General features: G+C 51.4%; 17 protein-coding genes and 1 other RNA gene. 9 read left to right on the forward strand and 9 right to left on the reverse strand.

The features are described from left to right. The first annotated feature begins 276 nt into the window (after positions 1 to 276). Complete coding sequence (locus tag GCU45_RS24955) at positions 277 to 474, forward strand: cold shock domain-containing protein (RefSeq protein WP_068694440.1); 198 nt, start codon at positions 277 to 279, stop codon at positions 472 to 474. Positions 475 to 641: 167 nt separating this feature from the next. On the opposite strand, the gene GCU45_RS24960 is transcribed toward GCU45_RS24955, so the two are convergent. After that, positions 642 to 1,835, reverse strand: a complete 1,194-nt coding sequence (locus tag GCU45_RS24960; RefSeq protein ID WP_152401310.1) for an MFS transporter — start codon at positions 1,833 to 1,835, stop codon at positions 642 to 644. Between the two features lie 326 nt (positions 1,836 to 2,161). On the opposite strand from GCU45_RS24960, the gene GCU45_RS24965 reads away from it, so the two are divergent. Together GCU45_RS24965 and pfkA are read left to right on the forward strand one after the other, a co-directional pair. After that, positions 2,162 to 3,193 (forward strand): tetraprenyl-beta-curcumene synthase family protein, encoded by a 1,032-nt coding sequence (locus GCU45_RS24965; RefSeq protein WP_152403308.1) that lies wholly within the window; start codon positions 2,162 to 2,164, stop codon positions 3,191 to 3,193. A gap of 17 nt (positions 3,194 to 3,210) precedes the next feature. Further along, positions 3,211 to 4,179, forward strand: a complete 969-nt coding sequence (gene pfkA / locus GCU45_RS24970; RefSeq protein ID WP_076170243.1) for a 6-phosphofructokinase — start codon at positions 3,211 to 3,213, stop codon at positions 4,177 to 4,179. 137 nt (positions 4,180 to 4,316) lie between these two features. On the opposite strand, the gene GCU45_RS24975 is transcribed toward pfkA, so the two are convergent. The 4 genes from GCU45_RS24975 to GCU45_RS24990 all read right to left on the reverse strand — a co-directional run bounded on the left by GCU45_RS24975 (position 4,317) and on the right by GCU45_RS24990 (position 8,578). After that, positions 4,317 to 5,675 (reverse strand): MATE family efflux transporter, encoded by a 1,359-nt coding sequence (locus GCU45_RS24975; RefSeq protein ID WP_152401312.1) that lies wholly within the window; start codon positions 5,673 to 5,675, stop codon positions 4,317 to 4,319. 177 nt (positions 5,676 to 5,852) lie between these two features. After that, positions 5,853 to 7,025, reverse strand: coding sequence for a putative glycoside hydrolase (locus GCU45_RS24980; RefSeq protein ID WP_145159803.1), 1,173 nt, complete (start codon positions 7,023 to 7,025; stop codon positions 5,853 to 5,855). Positions 7,026 to 7,371: 346 nt separating this feature from the next. Beyond that, positions 7,372 to 7,566 (reverse strand): hypothetical protein, encoded by a 195-nt coding sequence (locus GCU45_RS24985; RefSeq protein WP_076170738.1) that lies wholly within the window; start codon positions 7,564 to 7,566, stop codon positions 7,372 to 7,374. A gap of 187 nt (positions 7,567 to 7,753) precedes the next feature. Beyond that, a complete protein-coding gene (locus tag GCU45_RS24990) occupies positions 7,754 to 8,578 on the reverse strand; it encodes a YitT family protein (protein ID WP_425281227.1) in 825 nt (274 codons plus the stop codon). A 323-nt stretch (positions 8,579 to 8,901) separates the two neighbouring features. On the opposite strand from GCU45_RS24990, the gene GCU45_RS24995 reads away from it, so the two are divergent. Continuing rightward, positions 8,902 to 10,467 carry a degradosome RNA helicase CshA gene (locus tag GCU45_RS24995; protein ID WP_152401316.1) on the forward strand — a complete coding sequence of 522 codons (1,566 nt, stop codon included), beginning with the start codon at positions 8,902 to 8,904 and terminating at the stop codon, positions 10,465 to 10,467. A gap of 59 nt (positions 10,468 to 10,526) precedes the next feature. Here GCU45_RS24995 and GCU45_RS25000 read toward each other — a convergent pair whose 3' ends face one another. Beyond that, positions 10,527 to 10,652 carry a sporulation protein YjcZ gene (locus GCU45_RS25000; protein ID WP_145947153.1) on the reverse strand — a complete coding sequence of 42 codons (126 nt, stop codon included), beginning with the start codon at positions 10,650 to 10,652 and terminating at the stop codon, positions 10,527 to 10,529. A 176-nt stretch (positions 10,653 to 10,828) separates the two neighbouring features. Between GCU45_RS25000 and GCU45_RS25005 the strand changes: the two genes are divergently transcribed. The 3 genes from GCU45_RS25005 (at position 10,829) to GCU45_RS25015 (ending at position 12,508) form a co-directional block, all read left to right on the forward strand. After that, positions 10,829 to 11,662: a YesL family protein gene (locus GCU45_RS25005; protein WP_105441574.1), complete on the forward strand. Its 834-nt coding sequence runs from the start codon at positions 10,829 to 10,831 to the stop codon at positions 11,660 to 11,662. Positions 11,663 to 11,736: 74 nt separating this feature from the next. Next, a non-coding RNA gene (gene ssrS, locus GCU45_RS25010) (6S RNA) lies at positions 11,737 to 11,928 on the forward strand. A 187-nt stretch (positions 11,929 to 12,115) separates the two neighbouring features. Beyond that, positions 12,116 to 12,508 (forward strand): DUF1499 domain-containing protein, encoded by a 393-nt coding sequence (locus tag GCU45_RS25015; protein ID WP_076170237.1) that lies wholly within the window; start codon positions 12,116 to 12,118, stop codon positions 12,506 to 12,508. A 71-nt stretch (positions 12,509 to 12,579) separates the two neighbouring features. Here the strand turns inward: GCU45_RS25015 and tpx are convergent, their stop codons facing one another. Continuing rightward, positions 12,580 to 13,098, reverse strand: a complete 519-nt coding sequence (gene tpx, locus GCU45_RS25020; RefSeq protein WP_076170236.1) for a thiol peroxidase — start codon at positions 13,096 to 13,098, stop codon at positions 12,580 to 12,582. Between the two features lie 120 nt (positions 13,099 to 13,218). Between tpx and GCU45_RS25025 the strand changes: the two genes are divergently transcribed. Both GCU45_RS25025 and GCU45_RS25030 read left to right on the forward strand, forming a co-directional pair. Beyond that, entirely contained in the window at positions 13,219 to 13,836 is a 618-nt protein-coding gene (locus GCU45_RS25025) for a rhomboid family intramembrane serine protease (protein WP_105441572.1), read from the forward strand. 48 nt (positions 13,837 to 13,884) lie between these two features. Then, positions 13,885 to 14,802 (forward strand): glutamate biosynthesis transcriptional regulator GltC, encoded by a 918-nt coding sequence (locus tag GCU45_RS25030; protein WP_076170234.1) that lies wholly within the window; start codon positions 13,885 to 13,887, stop codon positions 14,800 to 14,802. A 51-nt stretch (positions 14,803 to 14,853) separates the two neighbouring features. Here the strand turns inward: GCU45_RS25030 and GCU45_RS25035 are convergent, their stop codons facing one another. Then, a complete protein-coding gene (locus GCU45_RS25035; RefSeq protein ID WP_076170233.1) occupies positions 14,854 to 15,540 on the reverse strand; it encodes a zinc metallopeptidase in 687 nt (228 codons plus the stop codon). Positions 15,541 to 15,571: 31 nt separating this feature from the next. Next, positions 15,572 to 16,006: a MerR family transcriptional regulator gene (locus GCU45_RS25040; protein ID WP_076170232.1), complete on the reverse strand. Its 435-nt coding sequence runs from the start codon at positions 16,004 to 16,006 to the stop codon at positions 15,572 to 15,574. Positions 16,007 to 16,264 lie beyond the last annotated feature (258 nt).

Below are 16,264 nucleotides of genomic sequence, written 5' to 3' on the forward strand. Positions count from 1 at the left end.
CGCATTCTCCGTTTGGTCTTTTGGTAAAATGATACCGCAGAGGCTTGTGTAAAAGCAAATAAGAAAAACGTCATCCATGCATAATTCATTAAAGACAGGCAGCAATTAGCGGTAGTTTTTCTTGCGATAACGGGATGGTTCAGCCTGGATGAGATTTACAAATGCCATTCCTTAAAAAGAAGCTTCGGACGAAAAAGAGCGATTGCATTGTCAAAGTTCATGAAGTATAATGTACTTATTCGCCACAGATGGCGGTATTTTTAGGAGGTTGTTCATTTGAAAGGTACAGTTAAATGGTTTAACGCAGAAAAAGGCTATGGCTTTATCCAAGTTGAAGGCGGCGAGGACGTATTCGTACATTTCTCCGCAATCCAAGGAGACGGCTTCAAAACTTTGGACGAAGGTCAAGAAGTTGAATTCGAAATTACTGAAGGCAACCGTGGCCCTCAAGCTGCTAACGTAATCAAATTATAAGATTGACTCCGGTAACGGATTTCTTATAAGTTTTGGTTAACAATTGCTTATTACGCACAGTTCTCATGCGGGGACTGTGCCTTTTTGTTATCATATATTTTTCTGAAATAAGAAGAGCCCGTTTTCTTCCGTTCTCCGCGGTTAGAAAATGGGCTTTTTTTGAAGGTTTACATCTTGCGGCTGTCCATTGAAGCGCCCGGAACCTTGGTATTTCCGAGCAGGTGTCTCGCCAAAAAACCGGCGCAGGCGACCAGAGCCAGCCCTGCGGCGATGAAATAGAAGGTTGTGCGCCCGGTCTGCTCATACAGCACGCCGCCGAACGTTCCGCTGACGAGCCCGGCTGCGCTCGACCATACGATCGTAAACAGCGCAAGTCCCGTCGCCCGGAATTCATCCGGAATGATTCGGGTGATGTATCGGACCGCCGTCACATAGTAGATGCCGAAGGTTACGCTGTGTAAAGTCTGGACCGCGATGACCGTTCCGGGGTGATCGGCGATCGACATCAAGAAAAAGCGCAGAGCGAACATCAGCGCGGCAAGGGCGAGGAGCGGCAGCTCCTTGAAACGCTCTCCGAAGCGGCTGAGCAGGAAGAAGACCGGAATTTCGCTGAGGGCTGCCGCGAGCAGGGACCAGCCGATCAGCCCCTCGCTAGCGCCCATGCTTTTGAGCGTCAGGGTCAGGAACGCTTCATTCATCCGGTAGGGGAGGGCGAGACAGAATACGCCTGCGAAAAACCACAGCACTTCTTTTTGCCGAAGCACGTTCCACAAGCCCCTCCATTCCATCTTCTGACCGTTCGTTTTGACGCCGTCCCTGAGCCTTGTGGCGAGCAGGAGGCAGGCCCCAGCAATGATGATGGCCAGAAGCAGCGTTCGGGAAATGCCGAAGTTGCCAAGAACATAGCCGATGGACAGGGCGAAGAAGGCATAGCCGATCGAACCGAAGACCCGGATGACGATAAAGTTTTTCCCGTGCCTCTGGGCGGTTTGGATCGACATCGTATCCGACAGCGGAAATACCGGATAGTAGAAAAAGTAGAAGACCGTAATCAACGCGAATACCGCATAAAAGGAAGAAGTGGCCGACAGGAGTAGCCCCATACCCAGCTGTCCGGCAAACAGCAGAAGCATCATCTTTTTGGTCGTCCGGTAGCGGTCGCTGGCCATGCTCCAAAACATGTTGGAGAAGATGGAGATGAAGGGCCCGACGGCGTACAGATAGCCGACCTGTGAGCTGCTGAAGCCCAAGTGGCTGAAGTAAAGCTGGAAGTAGGAGGCGACCAGGACGCTGGTCCCATAGATGGTAAAGGTGAATGCCCTTTGCCAATTGACGTCTGGCGTCGATTGTTCTAGTTTCATGATCCAATACCCCGATGTTTTTGTGATTTTTGTGCAAAAAGTCACCATGCAGCACGATGCCGCCCGCTATACTATAGATGAGCATATGCTGCTGCGGTGAATCTTTCAGCTTACCTTTTCGAGGAGATCTGGGCACACTCCTTTAATTGGACACATATTGTTGTAAAAAAAGGGAGGATTCATGCACGGTTTATTTGTGCAAATTCCAGGACCATATTATAATAAAAGACATTAGGATCGATACAAGTAGACAACAATGTGGAGGCACCGTCTTGAATGAAAATAGGCAAACTCGATATCAAGTTCCCCGGAATCCTGTCAGTTTAATGAGCCGGGTGTACAAGCATATATTGCCGGAAGTGCGAAAAGAACTGGACGGATGGCGGAGGAAGGCAGGGAACATCCCTGATCCCGAGCTGAGAAAGCAAGCCTTGGCGAGTATAGAGACGAAGCAATTTCACTGTGAAGGCGGGGGCGTCTACGCCGCCGTTCCGCTGCCGGAGCGGCTTATACTTACCAAGCTCATCGTGACCTATCAGACGATCAGCGACTATCTGGATAACCTGTGTGACCGCAGCACATCCATGGAAGCCGAAGATTTCCGCCTGCTTCATCAATCGATGCTGGATGCGATCGACCCGGCGGCTGAACCTGTCAATTACTATGCACTTCGTCAGGAGCAAAATGACGGAGGTTATTTACATGGGTTGGTGACAACCTGCCAAAGCTGCATACGCCAGCTGCCCGGCTACGCTGCCGCGATGCCCTTTATCCGGGATTTAGCGGGCCTGTATACCGACCTGCAGGTTTACAAGCACATCAAACCGGAGTTAAGAGAACCGGCGCTGCTTGCGTGGTGGGAGCTTCATCGTGAACGGACTCCCCAGCTTCAATGGAACGAGTTCGCCGCGGCAACCGGTTCGACCTTGGGCGTGTTCATGCTCTTTCTGGCCGCAAGCGACCGCCATTTGAGCAGCACTGCCGCCGCCTCCATTCATGCGTCATATTTTCCACATGTTTGCTGTCTGCATATTATGCTGGATTACCTGATTGATCAGGAAGAGGATCGGCTTGGCGGAGACCTCAATTTTTGCAATTACTATGAGAGCCCCGAAGTCATGCTGGACCGGATTGCCTTTATTGTGGAATCGGCCCGGAAGGATGTTGCAGCCATCCCGGTGCCCCCGTTCCATCGGATGATCATTGAGGGGCTGCTGGCAATCTATTTATCCGATCCCAAAGTCAGCGAGCAGCAGGAAGTTCGCTCCGTATCCAAACGTTTGATGAAGGGAAGCCCGCTTACCCGCTTATTCTTCTTCTTCAACAGCCGGTGGATCCGCAAGCATTTGTACGAGTGATAAGAGGAGGAAATAACATGGCAGTCAAAAAAATCGCAATATTAACCAGTGGCGGAGATTCGCAAGGGATGAACGCAGCCGTACGCGCCGTCGTACGCAGCGGCTTGTATCACGGACTTGAGGTTTACGGCATTCAACGCGGGTATCACGGTCTGCTGAACGACGACATCTTTTCGATGGATCTGCGCAGCGTGGGCGATATTATCCAGCGCGGCGGCACCATTCTCCAATCGGCACGCTGTAAGGAATTTATGACGCCGGAAGGCCAGCAGAAGGGTGCGGAAATTCTCCGCAAGCACGGAATCGACGGCCTTGTCGTCATCGGCGGCGATGGCTCATACCAGGGTGCCAATAAACTCAGCAAGCTCGGCATCAATACGATGGCGCTGCCCGGAACGATCGATAACGATATCGCGTTTACAGATTACACCATTGGATTCGATACCGCCGTCAGCATCGTCGTTGATGCGGTGAACAAGCTGCGCGACACCATGTCCTCGCACGAGCGGTCCTCGATTGTGGAAGTCATGGGAAGACACTGCGGAGATATCGCTTTGCATGCGGGCCTCGCTTCGGGTGCGGAGACGATCCTCGTGCCGGAAATGCCGCATGACATGGATGAAATTACGGAGCGGATGAAGCAGAACTTTGCTCATGGCAAACGGCACAGTATCGTACTCGTGGCTGAAGGTGTGGGAAGCGGGGAAGAGGTTGCCAAAGCCCTGACCGACCGCTGCCCTACTCTGGAACCGCGGGTAACGGTGCTTGGACATATCCAGCGGGGCGGAACGCCGACTCCAGCGGACCGGAATCTGGCGAGCCGTCTGGGCGATTTTGCGGTGCGCATGCTGATCGCGGGTGAATCCGACAAGGCCTGCGGCATCATTAAAGGCGAGCTCGTGCTGACGGACATCGATAAGGTCGTCAACACGAAGAAGGAATTTAACCGGGAGCTGTATGAGCTCGCTTCACGGCTTTCGCAATAAACATAACGGTAACACAGACAAGGCGCTGCGGGTTTTAACCCTGCAGCGCCTTTTGTAGTGAGCCGAAAGTGGGGAGCGGTATGCTGGTTCCGCTTGCGCAGCCAAGTCTCAGTAACTGCTCGGGGGAACACGGGCGGTTACACTCGGCTTAGGGCCGCGAACCGCCGCTGGACCTTAACGAGCCGTCCGAGCAGAAGTGCCGCGCCGACCGCGAGTCCCGTAATTAGGCCGTCCCAATAGCCGTAGGCCTGAAGCGGGGTGAACTCGGCCAGAAGGTAGCCCACGGGCAGTCCGATGACCCAATACGAAATAAACGTAATGATGAATGCCGGATTGACGTCTTTATATCCGCGCAGTACGCCCTGAACGGGGGTGGCTACGGCATCGGAGATTTGGAAGAAAATCGCATAGATCAGAAAATGTTGAATCAGTACGATCACATGGCTCTCCTCTGAGTAAAATCCGGCCACATAACGTCCGGCTACGAGCAGAACGACGGCGGTAACCAGCGAAAGGCCCACCGCGGTGGAAATCCCGAGCCTGCTGTATTGTCTGGCGTCCCGCAGCCGGCCCGCCCCGTTTTCGTAGCCAACCAGAATGGTGAGCGCCATACTGATGCTGAGCGGAATCATATAGAGCGTGGACGCAAAATTCATCGCCGCCTGATGGGCCGCGATCGTCACCGTGTCGAAGCGGCTCATCAGCAGGGTAACGCCGGAGAATACTCCGGTTTCAAAAAAGATGGAGAAGCCGATCGGCACCCCGATTTTCAGCAGCTCCTTCCACACAGAAAGCGATACACCGTACAGCCTCCGGAAAATGCCGTAATCGGTGAACGGATGGAGCCGGTGGATGAACAGGATCGCGATCAGGAACACGCACCAATAAGTGATGGCGGATGAGATTCCCGCGCCTGCGCCTCCCAAGCGGGGAAACCCCCAGTTGCCGAAGATCAGCAGGTAATTGCAGCCGACGTTAATCGGCAGCGAGATCAGCGTGATCAGCATGGAAATCCGGGTCTGTCCCAGGGCATCGATATAGCTTCGCAGCACGGTATAACCGAACATCGGGACGATGCCGATGGACAGGTAGCTCAAAAAGCGGAAAGCGATGTCCCGCACATTCCCTTCCAGGTTCATCCCGTCCAAAATAACGGGAAGCAGCAGCGAGCCGATTCCAAGGATCACAAGGGCCAGCAATATGGCGAGATACAGGCCCTGCACGACGTGATACGCTACTTTATTACGGCTGCCGCCGCCGACCAGATGCGACACGATCGGGGTCATGCCCATCAGGATACCGCTCAGACCGGTCTGGAGCGGGATCCACAGGCTTGTGCCGATCGCTACACCGGCGAGATCGGTCGAGCTGGCCCGGCCGGACATGTTGGTATCGAAAAACGTAATCGCGGACAGCGCGATTTGCGTGACCAGAATCGGCAGCAGGATGACGAGAAACTGTATCGTTTTTTGCTTGAGCGACATTGTTGTTTTCATAATAAAATGAGCCTCACAGATATCTTGAATTCTGACATAAAGGTGACAAGACTATTATTGTAAACCATGGCACACCGGTTTGAACAGGGGCATCTCCAAATAAATAAAGCCCGGCGAAAGCCGCCGGGATAAGGAAGTGCGTATATAATCATGCCGTTTGATCTAGGGCGGTACCTCTTATTTGTAGGCTACGCCTTGGGAATACCGGTTCGAAGCGTTCCACAGCAAGTATTCGTCCACGCCGGCGTCTTTTAAGGCGCGAATCTGATCCTCTACCTGCTGCTTGCCGTACTTCTCGTAATGGCCGCTGCCGAGCCAGCTTGCGGTAAAATCCTGAATCCACGGTCGGATGATGGGCTTGCGGTCTTTGAGCGGATCCAGCTTTTTGTGCGTATCGGCCATGGAGCCCTTGATCGTCTTGTAAGGCTCCTTGTCCGGATCCTGGGCACCGAACCAGCCCGTCGTGTAATGGCTCGGATACACCATCGGACTGATGACGTCCACGTTTTCGGAGATTTTGCCGAAATCCTGACCGATCCCTTCGGCCGCCGGAACGGACGCCGCATAGCCGAATATGTCCACCGACACGCGAATGCCGAGAGGGGCCAGCTGCTTGCGGGCATACTGGACGAACTCTGCGACCGTATCCACGCGGGATTTACCGTTCTTGACGTATTTCAGCGTATCGGCCCGCTTCTCGAATCCTTCCGGGAACCGTACATAATCGAACTGAATTTCTTTAAAGCCAAGCTTGGCCGCTTCCTTGGCAATCGCGATGTTGTAATCCCATACCTCCTTGCTGTACGGGTTGACGAAGCTGTCGCCTTTGCCGTTCTCCCAGAGGGTTCCGTCCGGATTTTTGAACGACAGATCCGGCCGCTTCTTGGCAAGGACCGTATCTTTGAATACGACCACCCGGGCGATAGGGTACACCTTGTGCTTGTTCAGGCGCTGCATCAGCTGGTTGATGTCAGGAATGAACGGCTGCGGTTTGCCCATCTGCTTCAACGTGGCATTGTCCGTCTTATAGGTTATGTATCCTGCATCGTCTTTGATGTCGACCACCATGGCGTTCAAATCGGTTTTGTCGATGAGATCCAGCAGCTGATTCATGCGTGAACCGCCGGCGCTGTATGCGGTAACGTAAATCCCTTTGACTTTGGGGGCGGTGACCTGCGGATCTACCTTGACGGGCGGGTGGTCTGCGCTGACCGGAACGTCTTGTTGGGATGCGATCATTGCGGAATGAACGGTTGCCTGAAACAATTGGCTTAACGGATGATTGCTGTCCTGCTGCGGATGACCGGCACTGCTGCCGAGCAACAGCAGCAGCGCCCAAATAATATTCATAATACTCTCTCCCCTTGATTGGCTTTACATGTCAATTATATCGGAACGACCTCCTGTTTGGTGCAACAGCTTTGTAATCATTTGGCGAAGGCTGTGCGGCTTGAAATCTGGGCGCCTTTCCTTTTCTTAAACGAATCAGCTTGGAATCAAACGGTCTCCCTCTCCGTAGGGTTGCCACCGGGATGCTTAAATACTTGCGGGAAAAGCGACTTCCAACATTTTGACAAAATTGCAGTTCCCGTGCCCGTTGGCCGCTTCAGGCCAAATAAAAATGCCACCCGCGCTGCCGCTGAAAGCGGCCATTCGCGAATGGCATGTTATTCAAGCACTTGCTACTTGCTATAAATCAGTGAAGCAGCGCGGAGCTTTGATGTTCACAGATGCTGTACTGGATGATCTCCATGGCATCTTCTTGTTCCAGAATGCTAAGTCCGTCCCGCAGCACAATGAGGGAATTCAGTTCATTTTGCTTCAAGAATGGCATCATATCCGGGAACCATTTCATGACGATTTGGGACAACTTTACCGTTTCCATTTCCATTTCCACAAAAATCACCCTTTCCTCCTTCGAATCTTCACAGTCAGATGATCCAACGCAAGGCGAATCGGAAAAGCGTTTTGGTGCTTTGGGAAATTCGGATATATCCTAATCTCATGGAACTATTGTAGGAAGCGCGCACTATTAATATACCACATTTGGTGTTTTTTTTACACAGCGCATACAAAAATCAGCTTCTGCGGAAGGAACCCATGACCCCGACGGTCTCGACAATGTTGACGAACGCCTTGGGGTCGGTCTGCTTGATGATGCGCTTCAGCTCGGCCAATTCGTACCGTGTGGTAACGGTCATCAGCATATCCTTTTCCACATTGGAAAAAGCGCCCTGCGTCTTGATCTTGGTTACGCCACGCGGCCGCTCCAGCAGCTGCCCGAGAAGGGCATCCGTCTCGTTTGTGATGATGTACACGGTGACCTTGAAATGGCTGATGTGGATCATGTCCACGACCTTGCCCGTGACGAAGATGGAAACGATGGAGGCGAGCGCCAGGTTCCAATTGTCCTGTAAGTAACCGGCTGCGAGGATGACGACCCCGTTCATGGCCACCAGTATGTTTCCGATCGGGAAGTCGCGGTAACGCGTAACGATGGACCCGATAATATCGAACCCGCCGGAGGAGCCGCCGGCCCGGAAAGAGATGCCTGCCCCGATCCCGACGAGGACGCCGCCGAATACTGCAGCCAGCAGCGTATCGGATACGAGGGACGTTTCGGGGACTACCGCGATCAGCCAAGTCGTGGCGACGACCGATAGAATGCTCAGAATAATGAAACGTTTGCCGAGCTGGAACCAGCCGGCGACAAGCATCGGTATGTTAAACACGAAATAAAGAACGCTGAGACTGATCGGTGTAAAATAATTCACGAGCATGGACAGGCCCGACACGCCCCCGCTCAGCAAATGAAGCGGAACGAGGAATAAATTGAACCCGCAGGCAATAAAAGCCGCACCAAGGACCACAACCACATACTTCCAAATATTTTTGAGCTCCAAGCTCATCACCTCATTATGTAATTTTCTGCAAGACGAGTGAAAGTTGTTTCAGCTTGACTGGTGTTTGTAATTTGGTTTGTGATATAATGTATTAGATGTTCTTGAGTACGGTTGTACAATAGTATTATTTTGCATTGTTTCAGGAGAATAATTACCGTTTACTAAATTCTGTAGGCTGTTTTGTTTGCCCGGATAAACGCTATAGAGAATCGAAGCCATGAAAAATTTGATCGAAGTTTGGCTACCCTATATAATGTTTACCGCTACTTAAGAATACAGACAAGATTGTGGTATGTCCACTTTATAGAAGGAGTATGAAAAATTTGAAAAATTTCGCAGAATTAGGCCTCGAACCAAAGGTATTGCAGGCCATTACGGAGCTTGGATTTGAGGAAGCGACACCGATTCAGGCACAATCCATTCCGATCGCAATGAGCGGACGGGACATGATTGGCCAAGCACAGACGGGTACAGGCAAAACCGCTGCCTTTGGTATTCCGCTGATTAATAAAATTTCCAAAGATACGGATAAAATCGTCGCCCTCATTATGACACCTACCCGGGAGCTTGCGATCCAGGTCGCAGAGGAAATCGGAAAATTGACCCGTTTCAAGGGAATTGGCTCGCTGCCGATTTACGGCGGTCAAGACATCGGACGCCAGATCCGTGCGCTGAAGAAGAAGCCTCAAATTATTATCGGTACACCAGGCCGTTTGCTTGACCACATTAACCGCAAAACGATCCGCCTGGACGACGTCGAAACCGTCATTTTGGACGAAGCCGACGAAATGCTGGATATGGGCTTCATGGAGGACATCCAAACGATCCTGAAGCTGGTACCGGAAGAACGCCAAACGATGCTGTTCTCCGCGACCATGCCGCCGAACATTCAGAAGCTGGCTCAGCAATTTTTGAAAAATCCGGAGCATGTTTCCGTTATTCCGAAACAAGTCAGCGCACCGCTGATCGACCAGGCTTATATCGAAGTGCCGGAACGCCAGAAGTTCGAAGCGCTCAGCCGCTTGATCGATATGGAATCTCCGGAGCTTGCCATCGTTTTCGGGCGCACGAAGCGCCGCGTCGACGAGCTGGCTGAAGCCCTGCAGAAGCGCGGATATTCCGCTGACGGCCTGCACGGGGACCTGTCCCAGAACCAGCGCGACACCGTGATGCGCAAATTCCGTGACGGAAGCATCGACGTGCTGGTAGCTACGGACGTTGCGGCCCGCGGCCTGGACGTATCCGGCGTTACCCACGTCGTGAACTTTGACCTTCCTCAGGATCCGGAAAGCTACGTGCACCGGATCGGACGTACCGGCCGTGCCGGGAAAGAAGGTACCGCGTGGACCTTCGTTACTCCGCGCGAAATGGATCACCTGCACCTGATCGAACGCGTAACCCGCCACCGTATTCCGCGCAAGCCGCTCCCTACGCTGGCCGAAGCCATCGAAGGCAAACAGCGCGTGACGGCAGAAAGATTGCTCGAAACCGTGGAGAAGGGCGAATTGAACGAATACAAAGGACTAGCCATCCAACTGCTGGAGCAGTACGACTCCGTGCAGTTGCTGTCTGCGGCATTGAAGATGCTGACAGGCGAGAAGAAGGATTCGGATATCCAGCTGACGCCGGAAGACCCGATCCGCGTCAAGCGCCGTCACAGCGGCAAACCGGACCTGCGCAGCGGACGCAAACCGTCCGGCGGCTACCGCGGCGGCAGCAGCGGAAGCCGCAGTGGCGGAGGGTACAACCGTGACCGCGGCGACGGACGCGGTGGCTATAGCAAGAGCTACAGCGGACGCGGGGATTCCTACCGCGGCGACCGCAAACCGCGGACCAGCAGCAGCGAGGGACGCCGTACTACGAAACGCGAAGACTCTTTCGAGAAGTAAGAACATAACAAAGAGGCGAAGTGCCGCGTGCACTTCGCCTCTTTTTTCATATCATCAAATTACCAGATAAATGCGCGAGTGATGATGACGAGCAGGATGAACAGCACCAGAATGGCGCCTGTGGAACCCCAAAGGCCATGACCGTAACCATAACCATAACCAACTCCGCCTACAGCGTGAGACATTGAACATAACCTCCTTCAAAAAGTTGAACTCTTTTGGTTTACGGTGTATCTTATGACGGTTTTCGCCCGCATGTATAGACCAACACCCAGATGCCGGAAATTAGGCTCTGGCAATGTATGTCCCTAATGCGGTATTATTAAGGTACAGGCATGTTAGTGGAGGAGGAGACTTTTACTTGGAATTCAAAGGTGCAATGGGTGGAATTTACAAAATTACAGAGTGGATTACCCGGATAGCTTACAGCAATATCTTGTGGATGCTGTGTTCGATCCCATTCTTCTTTTTTCTGGTGACGAAGCTGCTGGTAACGGGGGCTAACGAGTCGCTGCAGATGAACTGGGCCATGGGAATCGTGGCACCGTTTACATTGTTCCCTGCAACGGCGGCGCTGTTTGCAGTGGTACGTAAATGGGTGATGGGCGATACCGATATTAAAATTTTCAGCACCTATTTCAGAGCGTACAAGGAAAACTACAAACAAAGTATGGTCGGCGGTATTTTCTACGTGCTGCTGCTGGTTATTATGATGGTGGATTATACGGTCTATATGACCCAGTTTCGCAATATGCAGCTGATCGGGATTGTGATGCTGATCCTGCTGATCGTTCTGTTCCTGTCGATGTTCAACTTTTTTTCGATGATCGTTCATTACCATATGTCCATCGGACAGATTTTGAAGAACGCGGTTCTGATTACGATCATCCGGCCTTTCCGGGTGCTTGCTACCGTGCTCGGGAGTGCGGTCGTCCTGTTTATCGGGTCCAAGTATCCAGCGCTGATCTTCTTCTTTGGCGGAAGCGTCATCGCATTGTGGGCGTTTTTCAACTTCTACGGCACCTACATGAAGATGCAGGAGCAAGCGGAGCGGCTCAAACAGAAGGAAGAAGAGGCACAGCAGGAAGCCGCTGACGCAGATGATTCCGTAAGTTTGCAGGGCGATCCGGACAAGAGAGATGAATGGTACGAGGAAAGCGTTTCAAATGGCGATGAGCCGGGTAAAAGAAACTAAGCCAGCAAGCGATATTTTCTTCTAAATTTTTACCATTTCGTTTACATGCTGACGATTTCGGTCTATAATAAGACTACATCCTGCGATGTTCGCCACGGTTAATCGTTGTTTTGAACCAATGATAATGTCTGAGGGAGATCTATATGAAGCGCAGCTGAAACGCCCTGTCTATATGACATGGGGACTTCAAAACCGCTGATGCGATCACCCACCTGCTAGAGCAGGTTCAGAAGACAATTTAACCGGACGGCATAGGCGGGTTTTTATTTTGTCGATGAACCCATTGCGACCATTATGGTGCAGAATAGAGAACATCCCAGCCGGTTCTATTTCCGGATTGGGGTGTTTTTTTGTTGAATCTCCGGCATCATTCCGTACTTACTCTTTTGTTCTGACCGTAACAATGATAAACTGTTAAGTATTGATGATGTTTACTATAAAGGAGGAAAGGTCTTGTCGCTAAAGAGAGTTCTAGTGGGGGTCATTCGCAGTCAAGAAGGAACAAGCGACCGCGCGAAGGATCCTAAAATGAAAACGCGCTATTACAATTTATCGAAAGACAAGGCATGGGAGGAAATCTCCTCGACACTTAAAAAAATTCCTGGCTACAAAGTGCTGCACGAGGTGTCTTCCGTCGGGGAGATCACGCTGGAGAAGAGAACCTCGCTTGGCCGTACCGTGGATATTACCATTTCGGTGCTATCTGTTGGTCCAGTCCGCACCGCTGTAGATATGTATTCCGCCTCCCGGGGCTCGCTGGGGGATCTGGGGTATAATTACCGGATTATTTTAAACTTGTTCGGCATATTGGATAAGAAACTGGCTAAATACAAAATAACACAATGAGTAAGGAAAAAGCGGGAGAAAGATCAGCTCTTTCTCCCGCTTTTTATGGGAACATGGCGGCTTAAGCCGAATTACAGCAGTTCTTTAACGGCTGCTACGGCATTTTCGTAGTTCGGATGCTCGGCCATTTCCTTCAGGTACTCGACATATGTAATCTTGTCGTTTTTGTCCACGACGAAAATGGAGCGCATGTCCAGACGGAATTCCTTGATATGAACCCCGTATGCGTCGCCGAACGACATCTCCTTGTGGTCGGAAAGGGTCACGACACGGTCGATTCCGGCAGCGGCACACCAGCGTTCCTGGGCGAATGGAAGGTCGGCGCTGATGGTCAGCACGATCACGTCGTCGCCAAGGCCGGCGGCTTCTTCGTTGAAACGGCGCGTTTGGGCGTCACATACTCCCGTATCAAGAGAAGGAACGACACTAATTAATTTGATTTTACCGGCATAATCCTTAAGAGTAGCCTCTTCAAGCAGATTTTTGCTGACCTTGAAATCTGGAGCGGCGTCGCCCACATGAAGTTCCGGGCCAATGAGGGTAATCGGATTGCCTTTGAATGTAGCTGCATTGGTACGTTCTTGTGCCATATGAAATCTCCTTCCTGGTTATCAAAAATTGGTGATTCGTGACAAAGTCCATTATAATCTTTTTAAAAAGGCATTGTCCAATTTCGTTGCGGTTTACTCGGTTATAGAAGGAAGGATAACATGTTATTTGTACGTTATGAGAATCTGAAAAGTTATTTGAAGTACTACCCGATCACGACGCTGCTCTTTGTCATCAACCTGGTGATGTTTCTCATTATGGCCTTTAACGGGGGCTCCACCAACAATGAAACGCTGATCCGGTTTGGAGCACTGACGAACATCGATCAATATAATGAGTGGTGGAGATATGTCAGCTCCATGTTTTTGCATGCGGGTTTTTCCCATTTGCTGTTTAACAGCTTCGCGCTGCTCGTGTTTGCCCCGCCTCTGGAGAGGCTGCTTGGTCCTTGGCGATACGCGCTGCTGTACTTGTTAAGCGGTATTCTGGGTAATTTGATGACAGTGGCTCATTACAACCGTACCGGAGAGATCCTGATCTCCATAGGCGCTTCAGGAGCGATTTACGGCATTTACGGCGCCTATCTGTATATCGCCTTGCTTCAACGGCAGTGGATGGACGACGCCTCCCGGAAAACCGTGTACGGCATATTGATCGTGGGCGTCGTCGTAACCTGGATTTCGCAATCCAACATTAACTGGGTGGCCCATATGGGCGGATTGATCGGCGGTTTCTTTATTTATGGACTGATGGCGAGGGTGCTGAGAAGGCGCCGCTAGCCAAGCTCGGATGAACAGGTATCGTATAAGCAGAATGGAGCGAAAGTAGTGGAATTAAGACAGTTGCAATACTTTTTGAAGGTAGCACAGAAGGAGCATGTCACGCAGGCTGCAGAGGAGCTGCATGTCGCCCAGTCAGCGGTGAGCCGGCAGATTCATCAGCTGGAGGAGGAACTCGGAGTCCACTTATTCATGCAGAAAGGTAGAAACCTGCAGTTAACCCCCGTAGGGCAGCTGTTCTGCAAACGGGTGGAGGGCATCCTGAAGGATTTGGATAAGGCGGTCATGGAGGTTCATGAATTTCTGGATCCGGAGCAGGGAGAAATTCGTATCGGATTTCCGCACAGCCTGGGGATTCATTTGATCCCTTCCGTGGTGGCCGAATTTAAACGCCGGTATCCGAACGTGAAATTCCGTTTCAAGCAGGGGATGTTCCCGTCCTTGATCCGTGATGTAATCTCGGCGGAAGTCGATTTGGCCTTCATTTCACCTTTCCCGGAAAAGCATGAACATGTGGAAGGCGAAGTGATCCTGACCGAAGAGCTGTATGCGATTCTGCCGCCAAACCACCCGTTGGCCGAGAAGGAGAGCATCAAGCTCGTCGAACTGAAGGATGAGAAGTTCGTTCTCTTCAGCAAAGGCTATTCTTTGCGGCCGATTGTCTGGCATGCTTGCCTCGAGGCGGGATTTACGCCGAAGATCGCCTTCGAAGGTGAGGAGACGGACACGATCCGCGGACTGGTGGCGGCTGGCATGGGTGTCAGTATCCTGCCGGAGCTGGCCTTGTTCCAGACCAATCCGCTGCAGCCGGCACGCGTTAAAATTTCGGAGCCGAAAGTCACCCGCACGATCGGGCTGATTCATCGTTCGGACGATAAGCTTCCTCTGGTGGCCCAGTCTTTCCGCACCTTTCTGCTTAAATATTTCGGCTTACACCAGAACAATAAAAATACCCCGGTCGGTTAACGACACGGGGTATTTTTATATTGAAGTCGGATATCTACATACCTGTTTGTATTAGTCACGGTTGTTGCTGTTCGTGAAGATCAAAATGTACCGGAGCAGTTCGAGCAGGGAAACCAGCGCCGCTGCAACATAGGTCAGGGCTGCGGAATTCAGCACCTTGGCCACGCCGCGTTCTTCTTCGTTCGTGATGTATCCTTCCGAAACCATAATCTCGCGGGCCCGGTTACTTGCGTTAAATTCGACCGGCAGCGTGATCAGCTGGAAAGCAACCGCAACGGAGAAGAAGATAATGCCGAGTCCGATCAGTCCAAGCCATTGGAAAAGGAAACCGGCAATCAGAAGGATCGGAGCAAGTCCAGATGCAAAGTTGACGATCGGGAAAATCCGGTGGCGCAGTACCAGCATCGGATAATGCTCCTTGTGCTGAATAGCGTGGCCGATTTCGTGACAAGCAACGGAAATCGCCGAGATGGAGCTCTCGTAATACACCGGTTCCGACAGGCGGACGACGCGGTTAATCGGGTCGTAGTGGTCGGAGAGGGCTCCGCGTACCGGTTCGATCGGCACATCGTGCAGCCCGTGGGTATCCAGCATGTGCCGGGCCGCGTCATATCCGGTCATGCCGCTGTTCGCCTGAACCGTGGACCACTTCTTGAAGGTACCCTGAACTCGAAACTGTGCCCAGAGCGAAAACAGAAATGCAATAATGATAAGTATATACATTCCGTCGAAATACATTTCCATACCTCCTGCTTTATTTTGCGGGAAACTAGAGGGTTGGGCCGTGCTGTTCAAGGAAGAGGCGAATGGCCTCGATGCACGCCGCACCTTGCGGGAGGAGATTCAGCAGCACCAGCCGCGCATGGCTTGGCTTCATTTGCTTAATCAGCGGTTCGAGCTCCTTCACTTCGCGCTGCAGCTGCTGCATATGAAGCTCGAGGTGAGACAGCTTGTCGGACACCTGCTTCTCTTCCGGAACCGAATCCCACTTCTCAAGCATCTCTTTAATCTCATCCAAACTATATTTCTCTTGTTTCAATTCATTAATACGTTTAAGCCGGACCAAGGTTTCATGGCTGTACAAACGGTAATTCTTAAGCGTGCGCTTCTCTGGAAAAATCAATCCCAGCTTGGTGTAATAATCAATTGTACGCTCGCTGACACCACCAGCCTTAGCTAATTCACCGATCCGATACAGTATCATATCCCCATCCTATATCACCTCGCAGGAAATTAAACGAATGCTCGTTTCCATATTATATTACTTAAATTATGATACATGAATCCGAACCGTACAGTCAAACGTCATGCTTTTCCTATAAAGCTGACATTGTAAGTTAATATTACATCAGAAACATTTTTTCAGTATTTTCAAAAAATATCTTGTCAATTTCAGGACTATCGGCTTATAATGTCATTAAGAATTTCACTTTGTGTTAGAAATATTGACATTGGGGGAATG

The sequence above is a fragment of the Paenibacillus cellulositrophicus genome (assembly GCF_009363095.1).
GTDB lineage: Bacteria > Bacillota > Bacilli > Paenibacillales > Paenibacillaceae > Paenibacillus_AQ > Paenibacillus_AQ favisporus.